General features: G+C 47.1%; 15 protein-coding genes and 4 pseudogenes. 12 read left to right on the forward strand and 7 right to left on the reverse strand.

What is annotated here, in order from left to right; genetic code table 11:
* Positions 1–821: 821 nt before the first annotated feature.
* Positions 822–1,439: pseudogene (locus tag ccrud_RS01810) on the forward strand (IS5 family transposase); the annotation flags it as partial.
* Positions 1,440–1,908: 469 nt separating this feature from the next.
* Here ccrud_RS01810 and ccrud_RS01815 read toward each other — a convergent pair.
* Both ccrud_RS01815 and ccrud_RS01820 read right to left on the reverse strand, forming a co-directional pair.
* On the reverse strand, positions 1,909–3,003 hold the full coding sequence (locus ccrud_RS01815) for an FUSC family protein (RefSeq protein WP_066564036.1): 1,095 nt from the start codon (positions 3,001–3,003) through the stop codon (positions 1,909–1,911).
* A gap of 147 nt (positions 3,004–3,150) precedes the next feature.
* Positions 3,151–4,239 (reverse strand): alpha/beta hydrolase, encoded by a 1,089-nt coding sequence (locus ccrud_RS01820; protein WP_066564038.1) that lies wholly within the window; start codon positions 4,237–4,239, stop codon positions 3,151–3,153.
* Between the two features lie 568 nt (positions 4,240–4,807).
* Between ccrud_RS01820 and ccrud_RS01825 the strand changes: the two genes are divergently transcribed.
* The 8 genes from ccrud_RS01825 (at position 4,808) to ccrud_RS01860 (ending at position 13,423) form a co-directional block, all read left to right on the forward strand.
* Positions 4,808–6,208, forward strand: coding sequence for a tyrosine-protein kinase domain-containing protein (locus ccrud_RS01825; protein WP_066564040.1), 1,401 nt, complete (start codon positions 4,808–4,810; stop codon positions 6,206–6,208).
* Positions 6,198–6,803 carry an arsenate reductase/protein-tyrosine-phosphatase family protein gene (locus ccrud_RS01830; protein WP_066564045.1) on the forward strand — a complete coding sequence of 202 codons (606 nt, stop codon included), beginning with the start codon at positions 6,198–6,200 and terminating at the stop codon, positions 6,801–6,803. Before ccrud_RS01825 ends, ccrud_RS01830 begins: the two co-directional genes overlap by 11 nt.
* A complete protein-coding gene (locus tag ccrud_RS01835) occupies positions 6,803–7,789 on the forward strand; it encodes a beta propeller repeat protein (protein ID WP_245670349.1) in 987 nt (328 codons plus the stop codon). The genes ccrud_RS01830 and ccrud_RS01835 overlap by 1 nt, the downstream gene beginning before the upstream one ends.
* A complete protein-coding gene (locus ccrud_RS01840; RefSeq protein ID WP_066564050.1) occupies positions 7,780–9,582 on the forward strand; it encodes a polysaccharide biosynthesis protein in 1,803 nt (600 codons plus the stop codon). Before ccrud_RS01835 ends, ccrud_RS01840 begins: the two co-directional genes overlap by 10 nt.
* A gap of 175 nt (positions 9,583–9,757) precedes the next feature.
* Positions 9,758–10,891 carry a DegT/DnrJ/EryC1/StrS family aminotransferase gene (locus ccrud_RS01845; protein ID WP_066564053.1) on the forward strand — a complete coding sequence of 378 codons (1,134 nt, stop codon included), beginning with the start codon at positions 9,758–9,760 and terminating at the stop codon, positions 10,889–10,891.
* 34 nt (positions 10,892–10,925) lie between these two features.
* A complete protein-coding gene (locus ccrud_RS01850) occupies positions 10,926–11,906 on the forward strand; it encodes an ATP-grasp domain-containing protein (protein ID WP_066564056.1) in 981 nt (326 codons plus the stop codon).
* Complete coding sequence (locus ccrud_RS01855) at positions 11,903–12,592, forward strand: HAD-IA family hydrolase (protein ID WP_066564058.1); 690 nt, start codon at positions 11,903–11,905, stop codon at positions 12,590–12,592. Before ccrud_RS01850 ends, ccrud_RS01855 begins: the two co-directional genes overlap by 4 nt.
* Positions 12,593–12,817: 225 nt before the next feature.
* Positions 12,818–13,423, forward strand: coding sequence for a sugar transferase (locus tag ccrud_RS01860; protein ID WP_066564061.1), 606 nt, complete (start codon positions 12,818–12,820; stop codon positions 13,421–13,423).
* A 337-nt stretch (positions 13,424–13,760) separates the two neighbouring features.
* On the opposite strand, the gene ccrud_RS01865 is transcribed toward ccrud_RS01860, so the two are convergent.
* The 3 genes and pseudogenes from ccrud_RS01865 to ccrud_RS01880 form a co-directional block, all read right to left on the reverse strand.
* The gene (locus tag ccrud_RS01865; protein WP_157776002.1) at positions 13,761–14,003 is read right to left on the reverse strand and encodes a hypothetical protein; all 243 of its coding nucleotides are present in this window, start codon (positions 14,001–14,003) and stop codon (positions 13,761–13,763) included.
* Positions 14,004–14,184: 181 nt separating this feature from the next.
* Positions 14,185–15,376 (reverse strand): annotated as a pseudogene (locus ccrud_RS14820) (IS3 family transposase).
* A 371-nt stretch (positions 15,377–15,747) separates the two neighbouring features.
* Positions 15,748–16,569, reverse strand: a complete 822-nt coding sequence (locus tag ccrud_RS01880) for a glycosyltransferase family 2 protein (RefSeq protein WP_066564067.1) — start codon at positions 16,567–16,569, stop codon at positions 15,748–15,750.
* A gap of 230 nt (positions 16,570–16,799) precedes the next feature.
* Here ccrud_RS01880 and ccrud_RS15625 point away from each other — a divergent pair.
* Positions 16,800–17,637, forward strand: a pseudogene (locus ccrud_RS15625) (IS3 family transposase); the annotation flags it as partial.
* Between the two features lie 102 nt (positions 17,638–17,739).
* On the opposite strand, the pseudogene ccrud_RS14830 reads toward ccrud_RS15625, so the two are convergent.
* Positions 17,740–18,931: pseudogene (locus ccrud_RS14830) on the reverse strand (IS3 family transposase).
* Positions 18,932–19,131: 200 nt separating this feature from the next.
* Here ccrud_RS14830 and ccrud_RS01900 point away from each other — a divergent pair.
* Positions 19,132–20,334 (forward strand): IS3 family transposase, encoded by a 1,203-nt coding sequence (locus ccrud_RS01900; RefSeq protein WP_082868773.1) that lies wholly within the window; start codon positions 19,132–19,134, stop codon positions 20,332–20,334.
* A gap of 283 nt (positions 20,335–20,617) precedes the next feature.
* On the opposite strand, the gene ccrud_RS01905 is transcribed toward ccrud_RS01900, so the two are convergent.
* The gene (locus ccrud_RS01905) at positions 20,618–21,688 is read right to left on the reverse strand and encodes an EpsG family protein (RefSeq protein WP_157776003.1); all 1,071 of its coding nucleotides are present in this window, start codon (positions 21,686–21,688) and stop codon (positions 20,618–20,620) included.
* Between the two features lie 277 nt (positions 21,689–21,965).
* On the opposite strand from ccrud_RS01905, the gene ccrud_RS01910 reads away from it, so the two are divergent.
* Positions 21,966–23,009, forward strand: a complete 1,044-nt coding sequence (locus ccrud_RS01910) for a glycosyltransferase (RefSeq protein ID WP_066564074.1) — start codon at positions 21,966–21,968, stop codon at positions 23,007–23,009.
* Positions 23,010–23,033 lie beyond the last annotated feature (24 nt).

A 23,033-nucleotide genomic window follows, 5' to 3' on the forward strand; every position in this document is an offset into this window, starting at 1 on the left:
ATTTTTGTTATTGCTGAGATATCGCCCCATTTTTCTACCCCTTATCGCGGGCTATTTGTGCGGAACCTGAAAGCCCGTCTTATCAGGGAGGGCCCTACAAGATTGCTTTTCGACGCCCACCTCCACACCCCAGCCCCCACCCAAGTGCAACCAGGCGTTCCCAAAAAAAACAAAACAAAAATAAGGCCCCATCTCCAAGAAGGAGATGAAAACCTCGCTACGAGCTCATTCACGAGCCCAGCTAGAAAACCAAATGAACCCGAAAAATTATGGGAGTGGAAATCGTACTCCAGCGGACCCTGCAAGAAACTTTTGTTGCAAAAGAATAGACGTGGGACTGGATCACTCCCTAAAAGGGATACAACAGATACGATCCTGTTCCTCTAGGTGTAAACATGCTAAATAGTAAGGGCTGTTAATCGACCTTGATTGAAGTATCTGGCATGTAATTTCCAGTGATCTCTGGAGAGTAGTGCGCTGCTGCTAATTAGTAGATAATACTTGTGGAATAGTGTTTGCTGTTGAAACCCTTATTCGTAGAGGTGCTAAAAAAGCAGGCCAACGAAAACTCCAGCTACAAATAGCAGGAGTCCAAAAATTAAAAATATCGTGACACTCCGTTTGGGGCCACCAAGCTTCTTGATCGACTTTGTTGCAGTGATGTAGCCACCAAGATTACTCATTTTTTCTCTTTTCAGCTGAGATTTTTGACTAAGAGATTGCGCGGATAAGGGTTGACATAGGGGTAATGAAATAAAGCAGACACGAGGCCTGATAGATATGAATTCGACCAAGAAAACATACAACACCCAGGAGCACTCGTGCCTGCCCTGCCATCATCTATCATCGACCCCCTCTGGCACCAATTCTCCAGGTTAATCCCACCACTGATCGACACCCACCCACTACGCTGTCACCGCCCACGCATCAGTGACCGGATCATCTTCGACAAACTCATCGCAGTTCTCGTCCTCGGTGCCTCCTATCTCAAGATCTCTGATTCCACCTGCTCAGCGACCACACGTCGGGCACGCCGGGATGAATGGATCACCGCCGGAATCTTCCACAAGTTGGAACAGATCTGCCTAGAGTCCTACGACCGTATTATCGGATTAGCCCTGGACAACATCAGTGTTGATGGGTGCATCGTTAAAGCACCGTGTGGTGGTGAGATAGCTGGAAGGTCTCCTGTTGACCGGGGAAAACAGGGCACGAAACGCTCCCTGATGGTTGATGGTAACGGGATTCCTTTGGGGTGTGTGATTGCTGGGGCGAATCGGCATGATTCAATTTTGCTGGCCCCAACATTAAAGACATTATCGAGGTTTGGGGATCATCTACCTGGTCGCATTACGGTGCATTTGGATGCTGGGTACGATTCGAAGAAAACCAGGAGTCTGCTGAGCACATGTGGTTACACGTGGGTGATTAGTGCCAAGCTTAGCTCCGTGTGTCGGAGTTGTAGATGATAGGTGGTGTGGATAACACCAGAGCTATTTTCTCGCCTTGTGCCGGGGGCAGCTTGGATGCATTCGTGTTCGCTGTGTGACCGGTTAAAAGGCTGGTCATTATGGTGCATTGATAGTCTTTGGCTCATGTTGTCACAGTGGGGTGTCGGTTTAAAAATCTTATGATGAAGTTGATGTCGATGTTGCCATTGAACAGTAGGAATGCTTCTGCTTTGTGTTTGGACGAGGCCGAATCGGGAGTGTTTGTAGCTTTTGAGGATAGTTATTACATCGTTGGTGAGAGCAATTTTCGGGGTTGCGGACATAGTTTTAGCCCCAACAACTCTAGTGAGTCCAATCAGCAGTCAAGCATGCTTATCCAGAAGCTTCTGATTTGTGAGAGCTGAATAATGACACTTCTTCAAATGGCAGGGAAGCTATCTAGACAATTGCGTGGAATTTAGTCATCTTGTTCTGTTTCTTCCATTTTGCGAGTAGCTACGGTGTCATCAACAAGTGCAGAAAGGTGGAACAAACTGGTGAGGAGAGATCCATAGATAGGCCAGGCTTTAGAGCTTAATTTTTGATCCTCACTCATCTCACTGGAGAGCTTCGCGAGCCGTTCGCGGATGGGATCTATTTGCTGTTTCGGATCTGACAGAAGACTTCCGGCATCGTGCACCAGCGCTACCCATTGCTGTTGGAATATTGGATCCCAATCGGAATCTATATTCGGGGTATCACGAAGAGTGCGGGCAAGGTGGCGTAAATGAGCGATTCCTTCATCAATGCGCGTGAGGTTTGCTTCGTAGTTTATTTCCGTTGGCTGGGGGCGGCCACGTTGGATACGGATTTTGCGAGGATTTACACGACGGCTTTCTCGGGCGAACCGTACTGAATTCCACGCTTTTTCCAGTTCGTTGTTAATAGAATTGATTTCCCGAAGCCATTCGTCTGCATTGTCTATATTCCACTTTTCTGAAAGATCATCAGCAATTTTTTGCAGAATCTCTCCCATTCTTTGGTCTAATCCATCTACGACCATATTGGCCTCCCGGTCGCGTAGCGGCGGAAAGATGATGAGGTTGATGCCGATGGCAATAGCCACGCCGAGAAAGATCTCTAGAACACGGTCAAGTAAGAGTGGCTGCTGATCGTCAAAGCCGGCGGCAAGAAGAAAAATGGATGTAGTGGCAATTCCGATTCCTTCAGCGCGTAGCTTTGGTATTCGCGCGCCTATTAGACCAATGACCATTGCCAGACCGAAAGTCCATACATTGACGTCTAAGTATGTGCCTATGACAAAAGAAAGTCCGACTCCGATGACAGAAGCGATCGCTGTTTGGATCCCACTGATAACGGTGTGGTAGAACGTGAATTGCATGGTCATCAGAGCTACCCAGGGGGCTAGAAAGGGTAGTTGAGAGTGTAGAAGGTTGACAGAAATCCACCAGGTGACTGTCGCAGCAAGTGCTGCTTTGAATACCTGCAATACGTCTGATTGGAACGCGGGAGAGCTAATTTTTTGTTTTAAACGGGCAGCGACTTCAGACATAGGTCTCTCTTCGACTGGAATTGTTTTACAGAATCCTATCGGAGGCCATAAGAGAAAGGTGGTCTTAGTATGGAGGTGCAGAAAGAGAGGAAAACCGGTTGCATTTCACATGTGAAATGCAACCGGTTTTAAGTTAAACCCTAAATCTTAAGCATTAAACGCACGGTTGAAGGTTTCCCATGATCCGCGGAGGTCGTCCTGCCACCAGCCCCATGAGTGGGTTCCAGTTGGGCGGAGGTTCCAGTCGGCTGCAATGCCGGCGGAGTCAAGTTTTGCCTTCAGATCGTGGGTGCACTTGTTGGTTGCGGCTTCAATGATGCCACCGGTGATTACAGTTTCGGCCATTGCGATGGACTGTACCTGCTGGTTGAGTCCTTCGAAGCGTGGGCTGTCTACGGATTCCCATTCGCCGGCAAGTCCTGAGGCGTTGGAGACGTAGAGTTCGGTGCCGCGGAGTTTGTCGGAGTTGATCAGGGCGTCGTTGTAGACGTTGTATTCGCCGCCGCGTGGTCCCCACATTTGCTCTGGGGTTGCGTTGCCGCGGTCGAGGGTGAGTTTGAGGTATTCCCATGGGAGGATGCTGGAGGTTGCTGCGCATCCGGAGAAGGAGGCTGCTGCGTCGTAGAATCCTGGGTAGTGCTGTGGGAGTACAAGGGAGGAGGTTGCGGACATGGACATGCCTGCGATTGCGCGCTGGCCGTCTGCGTTGAGCTTTTCCTCTAGTGGTCCTGGGAGTTCCTTGACTAGGAAGGTTTCCCACATTTGCTTGCCGCCGAGTGCTTCGTTCTCTTCTACCCAGTCGGTGTAGTAGGAGAATTTGCCTTCCATTGGGATGACTACATTGACGTTTTTGTCGAGGTAGAACTCGAGTGCGTCGGTTTGCATGACCCAGTTAGCTGCGCCTTCGCCGCCGTCGCCGCCGTTGAGGAGATAGACCACTGGGCGTGGTCCTGCGGACTCATCTGCGGTGATTACTACCAGTGGAACATCGCGATCCATGGATGGGGAGTATGCCCACATTTCTTTGACGCGTTCATCCGCTGCGTTGACGTATGCGCGCCAGCGAGGGCTTTGTTCTGGGTACTTGGCGCCTTCTGTGATGGTGGAGAGCGCGGTATCACCGGCGACGTCTGCTGGGGTTAATTCGGCAGCGCCTGCAGCGGTAGGCATGGTAATGGTGGACATTGCAATGCCTAGCGCGATGGCTGGTGTGGCGATGCGGCGAAGAAGCTTCATACGTCTTTCCCTCGTGAACTTGTGGTTGGTAGCCCTGACCTCGCGATAAATGAGCAACCTAAACAGGTAACTAATAGACAGCTTGTGCGGGACTGCAGGGCGTAAACCCACTTATCGACAATATAAACCAAAGCTGGGCTAACAGCCCGTTGTGCACCGCATCTTGGAATAGAATGTGGCGCACCTTTCATTTACATCGAGAACTTAAGCAACAACGTTAACAGGCTCATTAAGATTTCGGAATCGATCCCTACAAAATTGCGGGACCAATTAAATTCAAATTTCAAAATCAATACCATCGGTACAATGTGTGCCCATAGTATCGAACGAAAACTAAGGTAAATCTAAGTATTAACTAAATATATTTTAAGTAAAAATGTTCTTTGAATAATGTTCTACCCCACGAATTTGTGCTTTGTGCTGAAGCGTAGCGATTTTCACGCTAGATTGAAGAATCTAAGATTCAAACTTATTAAGGGCTGGTTAATTTCTGGCATTTTCTTAGTAGCCGTAGTGTTGCTAACCTTGATAGATTGTTAAAAAATCATCTGCAAAAAGGCGCCAAAATATGGAATTACGGGAATACGCGACAATCTTAATAAAGAATTGGGTGCTTATTGTTATTGCAGCCATTCTTGGAATTGCTGCAGGTGCGGGCTTTTCGCTTTTGGCAACTCCGGAGTATCAATCGCGTACCCAATTGTATGTTTCTGTGCGTTCGGGTGCGGGTACTACCTCGGACATGGTTCAGGGTGCTAATTTTTCTCGCCAGATTGTTAATAGTTATGTAGATGTCATTAAAACTGGTGTGGTTCTGGAGCCGGTTGTTAATGAGCTTGGTCTTGAAATGTCTGCATCTGCGCTCGCGAGCCATGTTACGGCTGCTTCTCCTGCAGATACTGCGTTGATTAACCTCACTGTTACTAGTCCTTCGCCGCAGCAGGCTGCAGAGATTGCAAATGCGGTGGGGGAGAGCTTCAAAAACGTTGTTCAGACGGAGTTGGAGCCTGACCAGGAATCAGGCATGAGCCCGGTTAACCTGACTACCACTCAGGTGGCTCTTGAGCCTTCTTCACCGGTCAGCCCTAATGTCACGATGAATATTCTTCTGGGCTTGCTCGTCGGTCTTGCCGTCGGTGTGGGAATCGCGGTTCTTCGTTCAGCTCTAGACACGCGCATCTATTCTTTGCGCGATGTCGAAGCAGTGACAGATAAGCCACTACTAGGTGGAATCCTTGAGGATCAAGATGTTAAGAAACAGCCTCTTGTCATCAAAGACAAGCCTCAAAGCGCCATCGCTGAATCATTCCGTACTCTGCGCACTAACTTGCAATTTCTTAACGTCGGTGGCTCATCTTCGGTATTTGTTATCTCCTCCGCAAAGCCTGGTGAAGGTAAGTCCACCACGGCAGTTAACCTTTCTTTGACTCTTGCAGAGGCTGGTTCTCGTGTGGCTCTTATTGAGGCCGATCTTCGCCTTCCTCGCGTGAGCAAGTACCTTGGCGTGGAGGGCGGTGCTGGTCTTACGGATATTTTGATTGGCAACGCAGATTTGAATGATGTTCTGCAGCGCTGGGGCAGGACTCAAATGTATTATTTGCCAGCCGGCCGCATTCCACCGAACCCAAGTGAATTGCTGGGCTCTCCGGAGATGGACAAGGTTATTGCGGAGCTCGAGGAGAGCTTTGATTATGTCATTATTGATGCCCCTCCCGCACTAGCCGTAACGGATGCTGCAGTTGTCGCTCACGGAAGGGCAGGAGTCTTGATTGCTGTTGCTTCTGGATCCACTAAGAAACCTGAGTTGCATGCAGCGCTTTCGACTCTTGACAATGCTGATGCCAATGTCGTCGGTGTAGTAGTTACTATGCTTCCCGACAAGGCCGTTTATGGGTATGGCTATGGCAACTATGGATATGGTGATGCCGCAAATGTTGATACAACACTAAAGGCAGACAATGAGCACTAGCTTCACTATTCTCACTGTCTGTACTGGAAACATTTGTCGCTCTCCGTTAGCTAAGCAGCTACTTGAGCTTGAGCTTCCGAGGGCAGATATAATCCGCGTTGATTCTGCCGGTGTTCAGGCGATGGTTGATTCGCCTATGCCGGAGCAGTCTTTAGAAATCGCACGTAAACAGGGTGTCCTAAGCCCTGAGGGCCACCGCGCCAAACAGATTACCGAGGAGCTGATTAACCAATCTGATCTGATTCTTGCGATGGATCGGGGGCATCGAAAATCCATTGTCCAGCTAAGTCCGCGTGCAACCCGTAAGGTTTTCACTGTTGTTGATCTTGCCAGGTTAATTGAGGCAACAACTGATGCTGATCTGCAGGAAGAGCTCAATCTGGCAGGGGATTCTGTGATCGAGAAGCTGCATGCGACAGTTGAGGCTGCTCGTCTTAGCCGCAGTGAATTGAATCCTCTGGATAACCTCGCAGATGAAGATATTGTTGACCCGTACGGAAAGAGTCAATCGGTTTATGAGGCATCGGCGAGCCAGCTAATTCCAGCTATCCGTTTGATTGCTTCTTATTTGAACAAAGCATGGGAGTCCGCGTAATGGCGAGGAAGTATCAGGTAGGCCAACGCCAACGTGGATGGCCCATATGGTTAAGCATTCTTGTTATTGTCGTGCTTTTGGTTGGAGCTGGAGCACTTTCGCTTTTTGCTCTTAAAAGCGTTAAAGAAAGCGATAAAAACGAAGGCTTTTCGACGACTAAAGCTGCCTCCGTAGAGCAAATAAGCGCTGAAACTACTGAAGAAGCCGCCGAGGAAGTGTCGGCAGAAATTTCGGAGTCGGAAGAAACCTCTGCTGAGCAAGCTTTGTTACCGCTTGTGGCACCACAGCGTCAGATTGCACAATTTGCAAATCTAGCTGTGCGATCCCAAGTTGGTACGTGCACTGATCCTGGAACGCTCGAGATTTCCACTGATGGTGGACAAGCTTGGTCTGCATCAGAGTCATTTGCAGCAACCACCGCAACGCAAGTACTTCGGTTGATTCCGGTGAGCACTTCAAACATCTTTGTAGTCGCACTCAACGCTGATTGCGAGCCTCGGATTTACGGAACAGCCGATCAAGGTGCAACGTGGCAACAACCAGTTTCAGCAGTAGGAACCTGGTACTTAGATCCTTCTAACCCAACGCAGCTGCCAGCTCCCGGTGGGGCTAAAGCAATTAGCTGTGAGGCAATTTCAATTGCTCCAAGAACTAACAGCAACGTTGATGCGCTTTGTGCAGATGGTTCATTGACCTCCACCTCTGATGGAGGTGCAACATGGTCAGACCCTGTGGCTGGAGATGGTGTGTTGAATGTTGCGCACTCAAATAGCGATCGATTGCTGATCACTCAAAGCCCTGATCAATGCTCAGGAGTTCAACTGAGTGCCAATGTTCCTGTTGCTGAGGGAGCTACATGCGTGCATGCTGAACTCGGTGAATCCGATGCCGGTCAAATCGCAGCAACTCAATTTGGAGATTCAATTTTAGCCTGGGTTGGCGAAACCCAATTTATTTCAAAAGATGGTGGACAAACATGGCAATAAGCACTGGTAAAGCAGGTCAGAATTTAAAAGGGTCAGTGCCTATTGGAAAAGTTCTTTTCCTCATTGATGCCATTGCCTGGATCGCTGCACTATTTATCGGTGTGGTTTTGCGGTATGAATTCAATTTAAGTTCCATCAATTGGAGTGGATTCGCATGGTTCGGGCTTGCTGCAGTTATTTTGCAGTTTGTTCTCGGACTTTCTCTCCACCTTTACCGTAAAGGATTACGCCACCCTTTCGGTAGTTTCGAAGACACCCTGAATGTATCTATTTCAGTCATTGTTGTTGGTGTTGTTCTTTGGATCGCATCACTTTTTGTTGGTCAGCGTTGGGAAATTTCACGCGGTGTCATGCTGCTAGTTATCCCGCTTGCTCTCGTGTTTGTATTGGCAGTACGTTATCTCGCGCGTATGCGATTCGAGCGTCTTCGCCGTCCGGCTGCAGATTCCACACCAGCATTGATACTTGGTGGTGGATACATCGGCACTAACCTGATCCAGTGGATGATGTCCGACCCTAAGTCACCTTTCCGTCCTGTCGGCGTTATTGATGATAATCCTGAATTAGCATGGCAGCGCGTACGCGGTGTGCCTGTTCTCGGAAAATTTGAAGATATCGCTCAAGTTGCATCAGATACCGGCGCAGAGCTCCTTATCGTTGCTATTGGTGATGCCAACTCTGCTCTTTTAAGGCGTGTCCAAGATACCGCTAATAAAAATGGTCTTTCAGTCAAAGTGATGCCAGCTATTGACCGCGTTGTTTCTAAGGGCGTTCGTGGTAATGATCTTCGTGATCTGTCGATTGAAGATTTGCTTGGACGTCAACCTGTTGAAACTAACGTTTCAGAAATTACTGGCTATCTAACAGGAAAGCGTGTCCTAGTCACCGGTGCAGGTGGTTCGATCGGTTCTCAGCTGTGTACAGAAATTGCTAAGTACGGACCTGCTGAGCTCATGATGCTTGATCGTGATGAGACCGGCTTGCAACAAGTTCTGATTAATGTTGCTGGTAACGGTTTGTTGGATACGGATGCTGTGGTTCTTGCAGATATCCGCGAAGCGGACGCGATGAAGGAGATTTTCCTCAAGCGAAAGCCAGAAGTTGTTTTCCATGCGGCAGCCTTAAAGCACTTGCCAATGCTGGAGCAGTATCCCGATGAAGGCTGGAAAACAAACGTCTTAGGAACCCTCAACGTGCTTGCTGCCGCAGAGGCCGTTGGAGTTGAAACTTTCGTTAATATCTCTACTGATAAGGCCGCGAACCCAACTAGTGTTTTGGGGCACTCAAAGCGAGTCGCTGAGAAATTGACTGCTTGGTACGGGCAGAATTCCACTAGTAAATACCTATCAGTTCGATTTGGAAACGTCATTGGTAGTCGCGGATCGATGCTTCCAACTTTCACCAGGCTCATCATGGAAGACAAACCATTAACAGTGACGCACCCAGACGTTACTAGGTTCTTTATGACAATTCCTGAAGCTTGCCAACTGGTTCTTCAAGCTGGCGGTATTGGACGTTCTGGTGAGGTTCTCATCCTCGATATGGGTGAACCTGTAAGTATTTTGGAGATCGCCCAGCGAATGATTGCGATGTCCGGTAAAGATATTGACATTGTGTTCACTGGTCTTCGCGAGGGGGAGAAGATGCATGAAGAGTTGGTGGGCGATGGCGAAACTGAGGATCGTCCATTCCACCCAAAGATCTCGCATGCGCATGCGGAGAGCCTCTCCCCAGAGAATTTAGACCATAATCAATTTATGATCCGAGCAGGCAAAACTAATGCCACGATCTAAAAGCCAATATTAAACAATGGCATTTTAAACTTATTTAGACCAACGGTAATTGCCTCTTGGTATTTGAAGCTTATATGAGAACGTACAAAAGCTTGGATAGTTGTGATGCATATGAATTCACCAGTTGGGATAAATTAGAGATTCCGAGAAGATGAAGCAAGGAGAGCGATACACGATGTATGAACAAATTTACATGTCGAAGCCAGACGTTACTGAACTTGAAGAAAAAGCGGTTTTAAAAGCTATACGAAGTGGCTGGGTTGCTCCGACAGGGCCAGATTTGACTGCATTCGAAGAAGAAATGGCCCAGCGGGTAGGGGTTAAGCATGCAGTAGCTTTAGGTTCTGGTACTGCTGGTCTCCATTTAGGTCTCCTATCGCTGGGGGTCGGACCAGATTCTGTAGTTGTCACGTCTACGATGACTTTTGCTGCTACTGCGAATGCGATTTCATATACAGGTGCTACTCCTTATTTTATTGACGCAGATCCCGTCTCAGGAAATATGGATACGGATTTGCTCCTCGAGGCGTTGAATGAGCTTCGGGAACAAGGGATAAAAGTTTCGGCTGTTGTTCCCGTTGATTTGCTGGGGAAAGCAGTAGATTACACAACGATAGAGTCCATTTGTGCAGAGTTTGGAATTCCCTTACTGGCAGATGCTGCTGAATCGTTAGGTGCGTCTCACAAAGGTAAAAAGGCTGGCTCCTTCGGATCAGCTTCGGTTGTTTCGTTTAATGGAAATAAAATTATGACGACGTCAGGAGGGGGGATGTTACTGACTGATGATAAAGATATCGCAGACCGCGTTAGGTATCTTTCTACTCAGGCTCGCCAGCCTGTTGTGCACTATGAACATATTGATATTGGCTACAACTATCGGTTGAGTAATATTCTTGCTGCTCTTGGACGGGCGCAGCTCACACGGCTCGATTCAATGATTACCAAGAGAAAACATTGGCGTGAACGCTATAGAGATTTGTTTGGCAAAATTCGTGGTGTCGAAATTTTTGGTGGAGAAGACAGCGAAGATAATTATTGGCTGACTTCAATTATAGTTAATTCTACAGTTGCAGGCTCGACAGCAAGTGAATTGCAAGACGCTCTCAAGCAAGAAAATATCGAATCTCGTCCACTATGGAAGCCAATGCATCTTCAACCCGTTTTCGAAGGACTTCAGGGAAAAATTAACGGAACATCGCAGTCTATGTTTGAAAATGGGCTTACTTTACCTAGTGGTTCTGGAATGACTGAGGATCAGTTTGAGCGAGTGTTGAAAGTAATCTCGAATCATTTTCAAACAGCAGCATAGATGCCAGAATGCAATTCAATATTAGGGAATCATTATGAGAAATATATTGCTTTTAAGCTCAGGTAGAAGAGTCGAGTTGATTCAAAGCTTCCAGCGTGCCTTTGCTAAGAAATCACCAAATTCAAAAGTTGTTGCTGCAGATGCTCAGCCTTTGGCTCCAGCATTATATTATGCAGATTCTTCAGTTGTACTACCTAAAATCTCAGAAAGTGGATACAAAAAGGAACTAATAAAAGCCATTAAAGAACGCAATATTGATCTGGTTATTCCGACAATTGATCCCGAACTTCCTGTGCTTGCAGCAGCTAAGACTGAAATTGAAGAGGTCACTGATGCAAAAGTAATGATTGCAGATCCTTGGGTGATCAATATTTGTAATGATAAAGAGCTTACGCATAGTCATGTAACCGAAAAGGGTCTCATCGCTCCTGATCTTTACGACACTGAATCTGAACTGGACGATTCAAACTTTCCTTTGATCTTGAAGCCAAAATCAGGTAGTTCAAGTATTGGCGTTAATGTAGTGAATTCCAATGAGGAATTGCAGTTCCTTCTTCCGCGAACTAATGATCCAATGATTCAAGAATTGATTTCGGGTGAAGAATATACCGCAGATTGTTTCTGTGATTTTGATGGCAAAGTGATTAGTATTGTTCCGCGGCTTAGGATTGCAACTCGCGGTGGAGAGATTCTAAAAGGGAAAATTGTCAAAGATATGGAAATAATCAATTCAGTTCGATCTTTGCTAGAGACTTTACCTATGCCTGGGCACAGCACTGTTCAGTGTTTCAAGACAGAACGAGGTATTGAGTTTATTGAGGTGAACCCACGGTTTGGTGGAGGAGCTCCAATGAGTATTGCAGCTGGAGCGAACAGCTGCGAGCGACTCATTGATTTACTTGCAGGTAAGACTCTAGATTATGACGAAGGCTACGAAGATGGACTGTTGTTTTTACGTTTTGATCAGTCTATAGTTTTGCGTGAAGAACAGTTGAAAACTGGGCTGAAAAATTGATTAAAGCCGTAGTTTTCGATCTTGATGACACCTTGATTTCCGAGTCGGAATATCAGCGAAGCGCAAATAATGCAGTTTTCGGTCATCTTTCAGATTTGACCGGATTTCCAATTTCGGTAGTTAGGGATCATTCGGCGAGAGCATCACTTGGACCACGAACTGAGTATTTTCAAAATTTGCTGCCGATGCTCGGACTTGAGGTCAATCAGGACTCAGTTAGCTCTTTGATTTCTTTTCATCGAGAACACACTCCAGAATTAAACTGGTATCCAGATGTTCTAGAAGTTGTTAGTTGTCTCAAGAATGAAGGCGCAAAACTTGGGATCATCACTGATGGTTATTCGGTTGTACAACATCAAAAATTGAAAGCAGTGCAAGCTGAAAAATTTTTCGATGTGGTGATGGTATCTGATGATCTTGGTAGGGAATTCTGGAAACCACACCCTCGTGTTTTTAATGAAACTGCTTTGAAACTCGGGATTCTTCCCCACGAAATGTTGTATGTAGGAGATAATCCCGCGAAGGACTTTTACATTTCGAAGACTCTAGGAGTGATAACTGCCCGGGTAATTAGAAATGATTCTATAAAGGCAGATCTAGAATATTTTGAAGATGTCAAGGAGAATTTTCCGTTAAAAAATTTTCAGTCTGTAGTTGAATTATTTAGGAATCTAAAGTTAAATTAGTGTTTTTATCTGAATAATGTGCGAATTAATATGCTTTTGGTTTTAATCAGTATTCTGAAGACTCGTCTTCATTCGCCTCAATCGGCTTGATATCAAACTATTGAGAAATTTCCTGGTTTTTATTTCACACTGTTTAAGGTGTTTCTAGCCGGATCCGATTTTTCGATAAACACTATAAGAGCTTTTTAAATAGAAACCTTCAATCGAACGAAAGGATATTTGGAAATGGTAGCGAGGAACAGAGTTTATGATTTTGGTAAGCGATTGATCGACATATTTGTTAGTTCGATTGCCTTCGTTATAACTGCACCTTTACAAGCGTTAATTTTTCTAATCGTAAGATTCACGCTTGGTCGTCCAGTCTTTTTCAGACAACGGCGACCGGGGAAAAACGGAGTGATCTTTGAGATGATAAAGTTTCGAACAATGCGCGAAGCTACGAATAATTTAACAACTGATGCTGAACGATTAACAAAAATTGGCAAAATACTTCGTGCGTCTAGCTTAGACGAGCTACCGACATTGTGGAATGTTTTAAAAGGGGATATGAGCTTGGTAGGGCCAAGACCTTTGCTTGAAAGTTATCTTGAAAAGTATTCTGATGAGCAAGCTAGGCGGCATGAAGTTAAACCTGGCGTTACCGGGCTAGCGCAAGTTAGGGGGAGGAATTCGATTACCTGGGATGAGCGTCTTGTTCTTGATGTTGAGTATGTTGATCGGCGTAGTTTGAAGCTTGATTTCAAAATTCTCATTGAGACTATCAAAGTGATCATAAAAAAAGACGGCATAACTCATCAAGATCATGCGACTATGCCACTATTCAAGGAATAAAATTGATTACTTGTCCGTAAAATGCAGGTGCCTTTTCATTTTGCCTACCAGGTACAAATATGAATCGCAGGAATTCCAGGTGTGGATATCTCGCATGTGCGGTGTTTGAAGCTCAAGCTTCTGATGTGCTCAAACGTGCTTCCTGATTGTTCCGAACGTGCATTTTGTAGCGCAGTGGTGAGTAACTCGTAGCACGAAAGTGAGAAAAGTGTAGCACCCCGGCATAATCCGATACAGGATTCCTGGTATCACCCAACAACCCGATTGGGTGACAACCAGAAAGGCAACCACCGTGATCAAATACCGGTTGGTTATGTAGCAACTCCTAAAGGGCTGCTCATATCGTGACATACACGGCCGATACACAGTGTCCCACTCCACGACCGCCAAGGCAGGAAAAGCCCTTGCCGATAACAACATCACCACTATCGACTAGTTCAACGGCTGCAGTGGCGATGACCTTGTGTCCCTTATCAGTGATCGCCGGACCGTTATCGCTGACGACTTCGTCGCTATTGATATCGAAGCAGTGCCGATTATGGTGGTTTGGTACCGGGATTCCGGAAAGTTGGTACCGCATTCTGATCACATTCTGTTGTGTGCCAGAGGGTTGTGCACACTCAGTGTCATGACCTTGTGCATGCATAGTGTCATGACCTTGTGCACACCCCAGACCTACACCACAGGCATAGTCCTAGGCTGCTCACAATTGAGATCATGCGCTCGTTAAGTTTTTGAGACAGCTTGATTGATTTTTCTTCTTACGCTGCTGCTAATCCATACTGCTGCTGATATGCGGTTAAAGCACTAGCCGGTGAGAGCCCCTGGTTATTGCTATGCGGGCGGCGCCGGTTGTGACCTGCCCCTCGATGTACTCCATCACCGCGGTTCGGGCCGACAGGTGATTCTTAAAGTCGTAGTGGTGATACATTTCGGTCTTCAAATGTGAGAAAAAAATTCTCCGCGACTTCCGTTATCCCAACACACCCCGGTCAATCTCATGGATTGGGTGATCTTGTTGCCGGCGCACCATGTCTGGAACTGCTCGGAGGTGTATTGCGATCCTCTATCGGAGTGAAAAATTGCGCCTTCAGGATGAAGACGCCCATGATTACGTGCCATGGCCAGCGCGTTGATCACCAACGGTGTGCGCATAGTGGAATCCATAGACCACCCCACCACCATCCGCGTAGCCAAATCGATCACGGTAGCCAAGTACAGCCACCCGGAACCCGTCTTTAAGTGCGTAATGTCACCAACGAGCCTGGTTCCAGGCACGGTAGCGGTAAAGTCTCGTTTCCCGTGGCTATCGAGCATATGATTTTTAATATGCTCGGTCCGGGCAGAAGGGTCACTGACCGTGGTGTTCTGCCAGGCCCGCATTCGTCTGGCACGCACTCCTCATTCGTTCATAATTGATCCCACAGTCCCAGTAGAAACTGTGACACCACGCTGGTTGAGCAACGTGGTCAGCTGATCCCTACCCGCCATCTGGTTGCTTTTTCAAACTCCTGGGCAACCTCAGCCCTGAGTTCTGAATGCCTTATGGCTGTCGGAGTCAGACCCGCAGGCTTGGCCCACCGGTAATACGACGCTCTGGACACGCCCAACTTTCTGCACATCCATGTAATGGGAAACGACGCCTTCTCTTGCTCGATGAACGCTGAGAGATCCTCTACAGGTGCTTCGGCTTCCAAAGAAGGCGCTGGCTTTTCCCAAAAACTCGTTTTCCCGTTTCAACGCGGCGTTCTCAGCCTGCAGGGCCTTGTATTTCGCCCATTCGACTGGGCCTGGTTCATCCACACCGGCGTCTGGATGCTCGGACCTCCAGGTTCTTACCCACGCACCCAATGTTGCTTCTTGGATGCCTGACTCGGTGGCTGCATCTTTGATGTAGTGCCCGCATGACACGACGAGTTGCACAGCTCCTGCTTTGAATTCTTCGGTGAAGATGACGTGCGATTCGACATGGAACTAATTCTCCTAGACCCTGTCTCAAATCACCATACGGGCGCAACCTAGTGGGATCGGGCGTGTACAAGGATATGACATTGTGTGTGCACAACGTGCTGACACTTTACATTCTGATCACGTGGTACCGGCAGAAACCCCACAACGACAGGCCCTACCGGCACCCGTTTGGCAATCAACTAGTCAGTTTCCACCACAGCTAACCGCTTCCGTTTCACGATTGTTACCAAGCCGCTTCAAAAAGCACGTTCCTCACAATCAGACCAAAATGACCTAAGTTCGGCTGGAGTCTAAAGCCATTAAAAATGGTAGGAAATACTCTAGTCCATCTTCTTAGCACAGGAGAGAATAACTTACTTTTTTAACCCGGCACTGAGCTTTCGGAAAGGAATCTTAATAAATCGAAGTACACTTTTTGCGATGGAAAGGGAAGCGGCGAAAAGTAATTGTTGTAAACTAATAACATTCTTTGAATAAAGGCTTTTAAAGGTGGCTAGCTCCCCAAGTGCCATAGCAAACATATTTGAAGAAAGTCCTGTCCCACTGAAAGGTTTCTTGAAGAGGACTGCGGTTGGAGCGTCGAGCCGAACGGCAAGATGATCACTTGCAACAATTTGAAGCCAGAGTTGGAAATCTTCCGAATAACGCCTGCCTGTAGGAAAGCGAAAAACCAATTCAGATTTCACCATAACTGTGGGCGTTGCAAATCGGTTGCGCACAAGAAGTTTGTTTATGGAAATTGGAGATGAAGAACTATTTGATAATTCAGTTTCCATAAAATCTTGACTATTATCTTCAATGACTTTCACGGAGGAGCCCACGAGAGCTAGCTCATCCCCATATTCATTAACTGCATTTAATTGTAATTCAGTTTTTTGAGGGTGCCATGCATCGTCTGAATCCAAAAAGGCGATCCACGTTCCAGACGCCTGACTCCATCCGAAATTTCTCGCGCTAGCAGGGCCCTCATTTGTATTGAGACGATAGACTTTTACTCCACTATAATCAGAAACGAGATCTTTGAGGCGCTCGAAACTTTCAATGTCCGAACAATCATCAACAATAATAATCTCCGAGACTCGAACTGTTTGGTTCCTAACAGAACTAACAGCACGCAATATTGTGGCTTCAGAATTATAATATGGAATCACTACACTAATTGAATCCTTCGTCATGATGTAATCCTTTATTTTGTGTTTGAATTTCAGAGCCCAAATCCTTTTATATAATCCTACTGAAAAGCACTATATGTTGTTAGATGTCACATTGGCTAAGTGTTAAAAGATTGATTCCACCGCTCGGTCAGTTTAAAGAAGCAAAATCTTTTGAGATTCAAGGACCTGACCCCTGTTTGGTAGATACCTAATATCCCAACATTCTGGGACAGAAAGGTAACCTACCGATCATGCCCACCAAGACTTACCCCGAGGAGTTCAAACGCGACGGAAGTTGCTTTGTACGAGAACTGAAGATGGGGCCTTAATCCAACAGATCGCCAACGATCTCGGCATCAACCGAGTGACCCTGAAAAACTCTGATCAATAAATACGGTGCGCACGCCTCGACCAACACCAAACAAGCAACAGCCATGTCTGAAGCTGAACAAATCCGACAGCTGAAGAAGGGAAACGCGCTACTGTGTGAAGAGCGAGACATCTTGCGTAAGGCTGCTAAATATTTCCCGGCAAGAGACAAGACTTATGAACCGCTTCCGGTTTGTTGATGACGTGCGAAAAACCTATCCGGTTAACCGGTTATGCGAAGTGTTGAAGATCAACCGCTCGTCCTATTACAAATGGAAAAAGACTGCCCCGACCAGGAACAACCGCCTGCTCAGCGACGCAGTCCTAGGAGCTAAGATCAAATCCATCTTCACAAAAGAACGCGGATGGTACGGTGCGAAACGCATCACTGCCGAGCTAAATGACGGGCCGGATACAACAACCCGGGTTAACCACAAGCGAGTCGCTCGAGTGATGTCGTCGATGAAGCTTGATGGTTTCACGAAGAAACGCAAGGTCATCACCACAATCCCAGCAGCAATAAAGCCGGTGTTTCCAGACTTGGTGAAACGTCATTTCAACGCTTTGGCTGCTAATGAAGTCTACGTCGGTGATATTACTTATCTGCCGATTGCTGATGGGTCGAATATGTACCTAGCCACGGTCATTGATTGCTATTCCCGCAGGTTGGTGGGTTTTGCCATCGCGGATCATATGCGTACGTCATTGGTTCAGGATGCTTGGGTGTGATGATTCTTGTTGACAGGGAAACCCGTATACGACAAGGATTAAGAATATGCTGCGCTCGTTAAGTTTTTGAGACAGCTTGATTGATTTTTCTTCTTACGCTGCTGCTAATCCATACTGCTGCTGATATGCGGTTAAAGCACTAGCCGGTGAGAGCCCCTGGTTATTGCTATGCGGGCGGCGCCGGTTGTGACCTGCCCCTCGATGTACTCCATCACCGCGGTTCGGGCCGACAGGTGATTCTTAAAGTCGTAGTGGTGATACATTTCGGTCTTCAAATGTGAGAAAAAAATTCTCCGCGACTTCCGTTATCCCAACACACCCCGGTCAATCTCATGGATTGGGTGATCTTGTTGCCGGCGCACCATGTCTGGAACTGCTCGGAGGTGTATTGCGATCCTCTATCGGAGTGAAAAATTGCGCCTTCAGGATGAAGACGCCCATGATTACGTGCCATGGCCAGCGCGTTGATCACCAACGGTGTGCGCATAGTGGAATCCATAGACCACCCCACCACCATCCGCGTAGCCAAATCGATCACGGTAGCCAAGTACAGCCACCCGGAACCCGTCTTTAAGTGCGTAATGTCACCAACGAGCCTGGTTCCAGGCACGGTAGCGGTAAAGTCTCGTTTCCCGTGGCTATCGAGCATATGATTTTTAATATGCTCGGTCCGGGCAGAAGGGTCACTGACCGTGGTGTTCTGCCAGGCCCGCATTCGTCTGGCACGCACTCCTCATTCGTTCATAATTGATCCCACAGTCCCAGTAGAAACTGTGACACCACGCTGGTTGAGCAACGTGGTCAGCTGATCCCTACCCGCCATCTGGTTGCTTTTTCAAACTCCTGGGCAACCTCAGCCCTGAGTTCTGAATGCCTTATGGCTGTCGGAGTCAGACCCGCAGGCTTGGCCCACCGGTAATACGACGCTCTGGACACGCCCAACTTTCTGCACATCCATGTAATGGGAAACGACGCCTTCTCTTGCTCGATGAACGCTGAGAGATCCTCTACAGGTGCTTCGGCTTCCAAAGAAGGCGCTGGCTTTTCCCAAAAACTCGTTTTCCCGTTTCAACGCGGCGTTCTCAGCCTGCAGGGCCTTGTATTTCGCCCATTCGACTGGGCCTGGTTCATCCACACCGGCGTCTGGATGCTCGGACCTCCAGGTTCTTACCCACGCACCCAATGTTGCTTCTTGGATGCCTGACTCGGTGGCTGCATCTTTGATGTAGTGCCCGCATGACACGACGAGTTGCACAGCTCCTGCTTTGAATTCTTCGGTGAAGATGACGTGCGATTCGACATGGAACTAATTCTCCTAGACCCTGTCTCAAATCACCATACGGGCGCAATGCCAAAAGCCTATCCGCCACAGTTCAAGCAGCAATGCGTTGATGCGGTACTAGTGCTGGGAAAGACGGACCTGACCCCTGTTTGGTAGACACCTAACATCCCACCAATCTGGGACAGAAAGGTAACCTACCGATCATGCCAAGCAAGACCTACACAGAGGAGTTCAAGCGCGACGCCGTGGCCTTGTACGAGAACTCCCCGGAGGCTTCAATCCACACCATCGCCACCGATCTCGGGATCAACCGGGCTACCCTGGCGAACTGGGTGAAAAAGTATGGAACCGAAACCCGTGCCACCAGCCCTGCGACTGAGAAATCCCCCTCTGCTTCAGTGACCGAAGCTGAGCAGATCCGGCAACTACAACGCGAAAACGCCCGACTGAGGGAAGAGCGTGACATCCTGCACAAGGCAGCAAAATATTTCCCGGCAAGAGACGAACTGGTGATCCGCTTCCGGTTCGTTGACGACACCCAGAAGAACCATTCGGTTAAGCGGTTATGCGAGGTCCTGGGCCTCAACAGGTCCTCGTATTACAAATGGAAAACTACCTCTCCTGGGCGTGAGAAACGCCTGATCAACGATGCTATTCTCGGTGCTCGAGTCACTGCCGTATTCACGAAAGAACGTGGCTGTTATGGTGCCAAGCGCATTACAGCTGAACTCCAAGACCAGGTGGGGCATGAGCCGGTGAATCATAAGCGGGTCGCGCGAGTCATGAAGTCCTTGAAGCTGTTTGGTTACACAAAGAAACGCAAGGTCACCACCACGGTGTCGGACAAAACCAAAACAGTGTTTCCTGACCTTGTCGGCCGGAAATTCACCGCTGACAAGCCCAACCGCCTTTACGTCGGGGATATCACCTATTTGCCGATCGCAGACGGATCGAATATGTATCTGGCCACCGTTATTGACTGCTATTCTCCACGGTTGGTGGGGTTTGCCATCGCGGACCATATGCGGACCAGCTTGGTTCAGGACGCGCTGACCATGGCTAAGGGCCAGCGCGGGAGCCTTAGAAGTGCGATCTTTTACTCGGACCACGGCAGCGTTTATACGTCCCGCGCGTTCCAGAACACCTGCACAGAGTTAGGTATCCGGCAGTCGATGGGAGCGATTGGTATCAGCGCGGATAATGCTTTGGCCGAGTCTTTCAACGCCACGATGAAACGGGAAGTGCTCCAGGATTCCAAGACCTTTGCCAACCACTTGCGCTGCCGCCGGGACGTATTCCGCCGGCGCACCCGCTACAACACGGTGCGCCGGCATTCCTGGTGTAAATATCTCGTCCCTGCGGTGTGTGAGGAGTGCGGTCCTGCTATCTTGAAATCTGCTTCCTGATCAAATCCCCTGTGTCCACTTTCCGGGGGTCGGGCCCTTACTCCACTCACGTAACGTCCTCGCAAATCTGGGATCCAAACATAGTAAAATTACCTTGGAACCTGCCTGCCGGGTCATTGTGGATAAGAAACTAGCCCCAAATTTGGCAGTGATTAAGCGTATCCAAACTGATATCCTGCATAACACTGCCCTTGAAGTTGATCCGGGGCTGACCCCTAATTCAAATGGATTTACGCAATGTGAATTCTGCCTTATCGACAGATCAAAATATTTTTCCGGTATGCTACCTTTTCTCAAATATCCAAGTAAAGTTACTTAGATCATCTGTCTTGGTGATTTCAATAAAGAAAAATATTGCAAAAAGAACAATGAGTGCGATTCTTAAAAGAATTCTTTCCTTAGACTTTGGAATAGAGGTCGTGTACGCAAGGCCTAATACGACGAAAGGTAATGGGTAAATTGTAAATCGTGCAACCATTGCGCTGCTTATAGAGGCCAAATAGGTAACGCTAAAGACCAACATCATATTTACATAGAACCAAGCTTGTGAATCCTCGATTTGTTTTCTTGAATTAAATAACCAAAATAAGAGAATTGGTATGAATGCTGTGAAAACTCTTAGTGGATTTACCGAGCGGGATGCATAGTTTCCCTGCCATTGAGAAACATCTCCGGTCACATTTACAAGCATATCAAGAATGAAGCCCATACTGAGCATTGAAGCTATACCGATAATTATGATAACCAATTGATACTTGGCGCTTGTCTTTTTTGTCGGTATGAAATAGAAAAGAATAGCAACTACCGCGCTGACGTGAAAAAGAAATGCAAGGCAGACTATAAGTAGCCATTTTGCAAACTTACGTTCTATGATTAATCGATGAGCTGCGAATAATATGGCAACCGCTAGGTATTGGCGAACAGCATTAAAAGATCCAGTCCAGCCCGCGTATAGAATATAAATGGCAATAGAAAAAGCAAAGGCCGGGCTCCATCGCCAAATGGTAATTACTATTAGTCCGATAGTGATAATTGCTGCAAAAGCGAACATTATTTGGCTGCTGTCACCAAGCTGGCTTGAGAACCAGGCGAGAATTCGGATTCCGGGCTCGTTTGTCAAACTAAGATCATAAGGAACTTCGGATGCATATACCCTAAAAAGGGTATGGTATGTAGGGTAATCTGTTCCTACATTCCATCGTAGAGCTGACACAGAAATTAAAATCACAGCGACGAATAGTGCGCCAAGTGTTGTAGTCCTTGGATATGTGTTGCCTTTTCTTCGACGCCAACTGGCTTCTGTGATGCCAGAAACCAGTACAGACGCGAAAAATGCAATAGTATAAACGGTCAAAATATTTACCTTAGCGTTCTAGATAGAAATCTCTGAGACATGTTAATGGACTTCGGCATGCTGCGCTGAAGTTATACTCTAAAATGTAATTCTGAATGTATCTCTACCTAACAATTCTCTAGTTAATAACTCAATGGGACGCTATCAAGCAATTGGAGAAAATCTCGATACTCAAAGAGTGATCTCCCCCCCAGATGTCTTAAGCTTAAGGGTAGATTGCACTGGGGCAATGGAAATGTTCGAAATTTGAGTCGAATTCAAACCGTAAAGGAATTTTATGAGGATCGGTCTTATTACAAGCGTTGGAGCAACCCTGAACGCGTTTTTTCCTCCAATTATTGAGCATTGGGAATCTATGGGGCACCAGGTATTTACCGCAGCTTCAGATTCTTTTAGGTTTGAGCGGCATACGATCTTGAACGCCGTGACTAGGAACCCTTCGCCGAAAAATCTAGGAGCTCCATTTCAGCTTTCCAAATGGGCTAAAATGAACAATCTGGATGTAATAATCACCAATACCGCGACTGTTTCTTTCCTTTCTCGAGTTGTAAAGATGCCGGTCCCAGTGATCTATTTTTGCCATGGCTTACATTGGAATTCTGGAAATGAGAAAGCCAGTGCAGTCTGGAAAGGGTTGGAGTATCTGTCACTCCGTAACACCGCTGCAGTGATCACAATTAATCACGATGATGAAGCATGGTTCAGGGAGAAAGCTCCAGGTGTTCCTGCGTTACGAATCGCAAGTGGCGTTGGAGTGCCAATAGATAAATTCCCAAGAGCAGAGAGGCTTCCAGTTGATGGTGCAGTGAAGTTAGTGTGGGCAGGAGAATTTTCTAAGAGGAAGCGTCCCTTTTTGGCCATCGATGTCGTGCGTCAAATGGTTGAAATGGGAGCGCCTGTTCATTTAACAATGTGTGGTCGGGGGGAGTTCTTTGAAGAAGCTAAGAAAATGATTAAAGACCAAAAATTGGAAAATCAAATTTCATTAGAAGGTTACACTAAGGAAGTTCACAGATTCTTGAGTGAGTCTCATGCGCTGTTGATGACTTCGGAGTGGGAGGGGCTCCCTCGAATTGGTCTAGAAGCACTTGCAATTGACCGTCCTATTTATGCATTTGACGTTAAAGGAACGAGAAGTCTGCCGTTAGTTAACACTGTTACTGAATATGATGTTGAGTATCTTGCAAAACTAATAATTCGGGACGCATCGATACAATTTGCAAATAATCTAACTGTGAACCCGGAAGATCTAACCCCAGATTCAGTAGCAGAGGAAATCTTAAGAATTGTATCTGTTGGTGTTGAGGAAACTAGAAAATAAGTGGAAATTCCTTTAGAACGCCAC

The sequence above is a fragment of the Corynebacterium crudilactis genome (genome assembly GCF_001643015.1).
GTDB lineage: Bacteria > Actinomycetota > Actinomycetes > Mycobacteriales > Mycobacteriaceae > Corynebacterium > Corynebacterium crudilactis.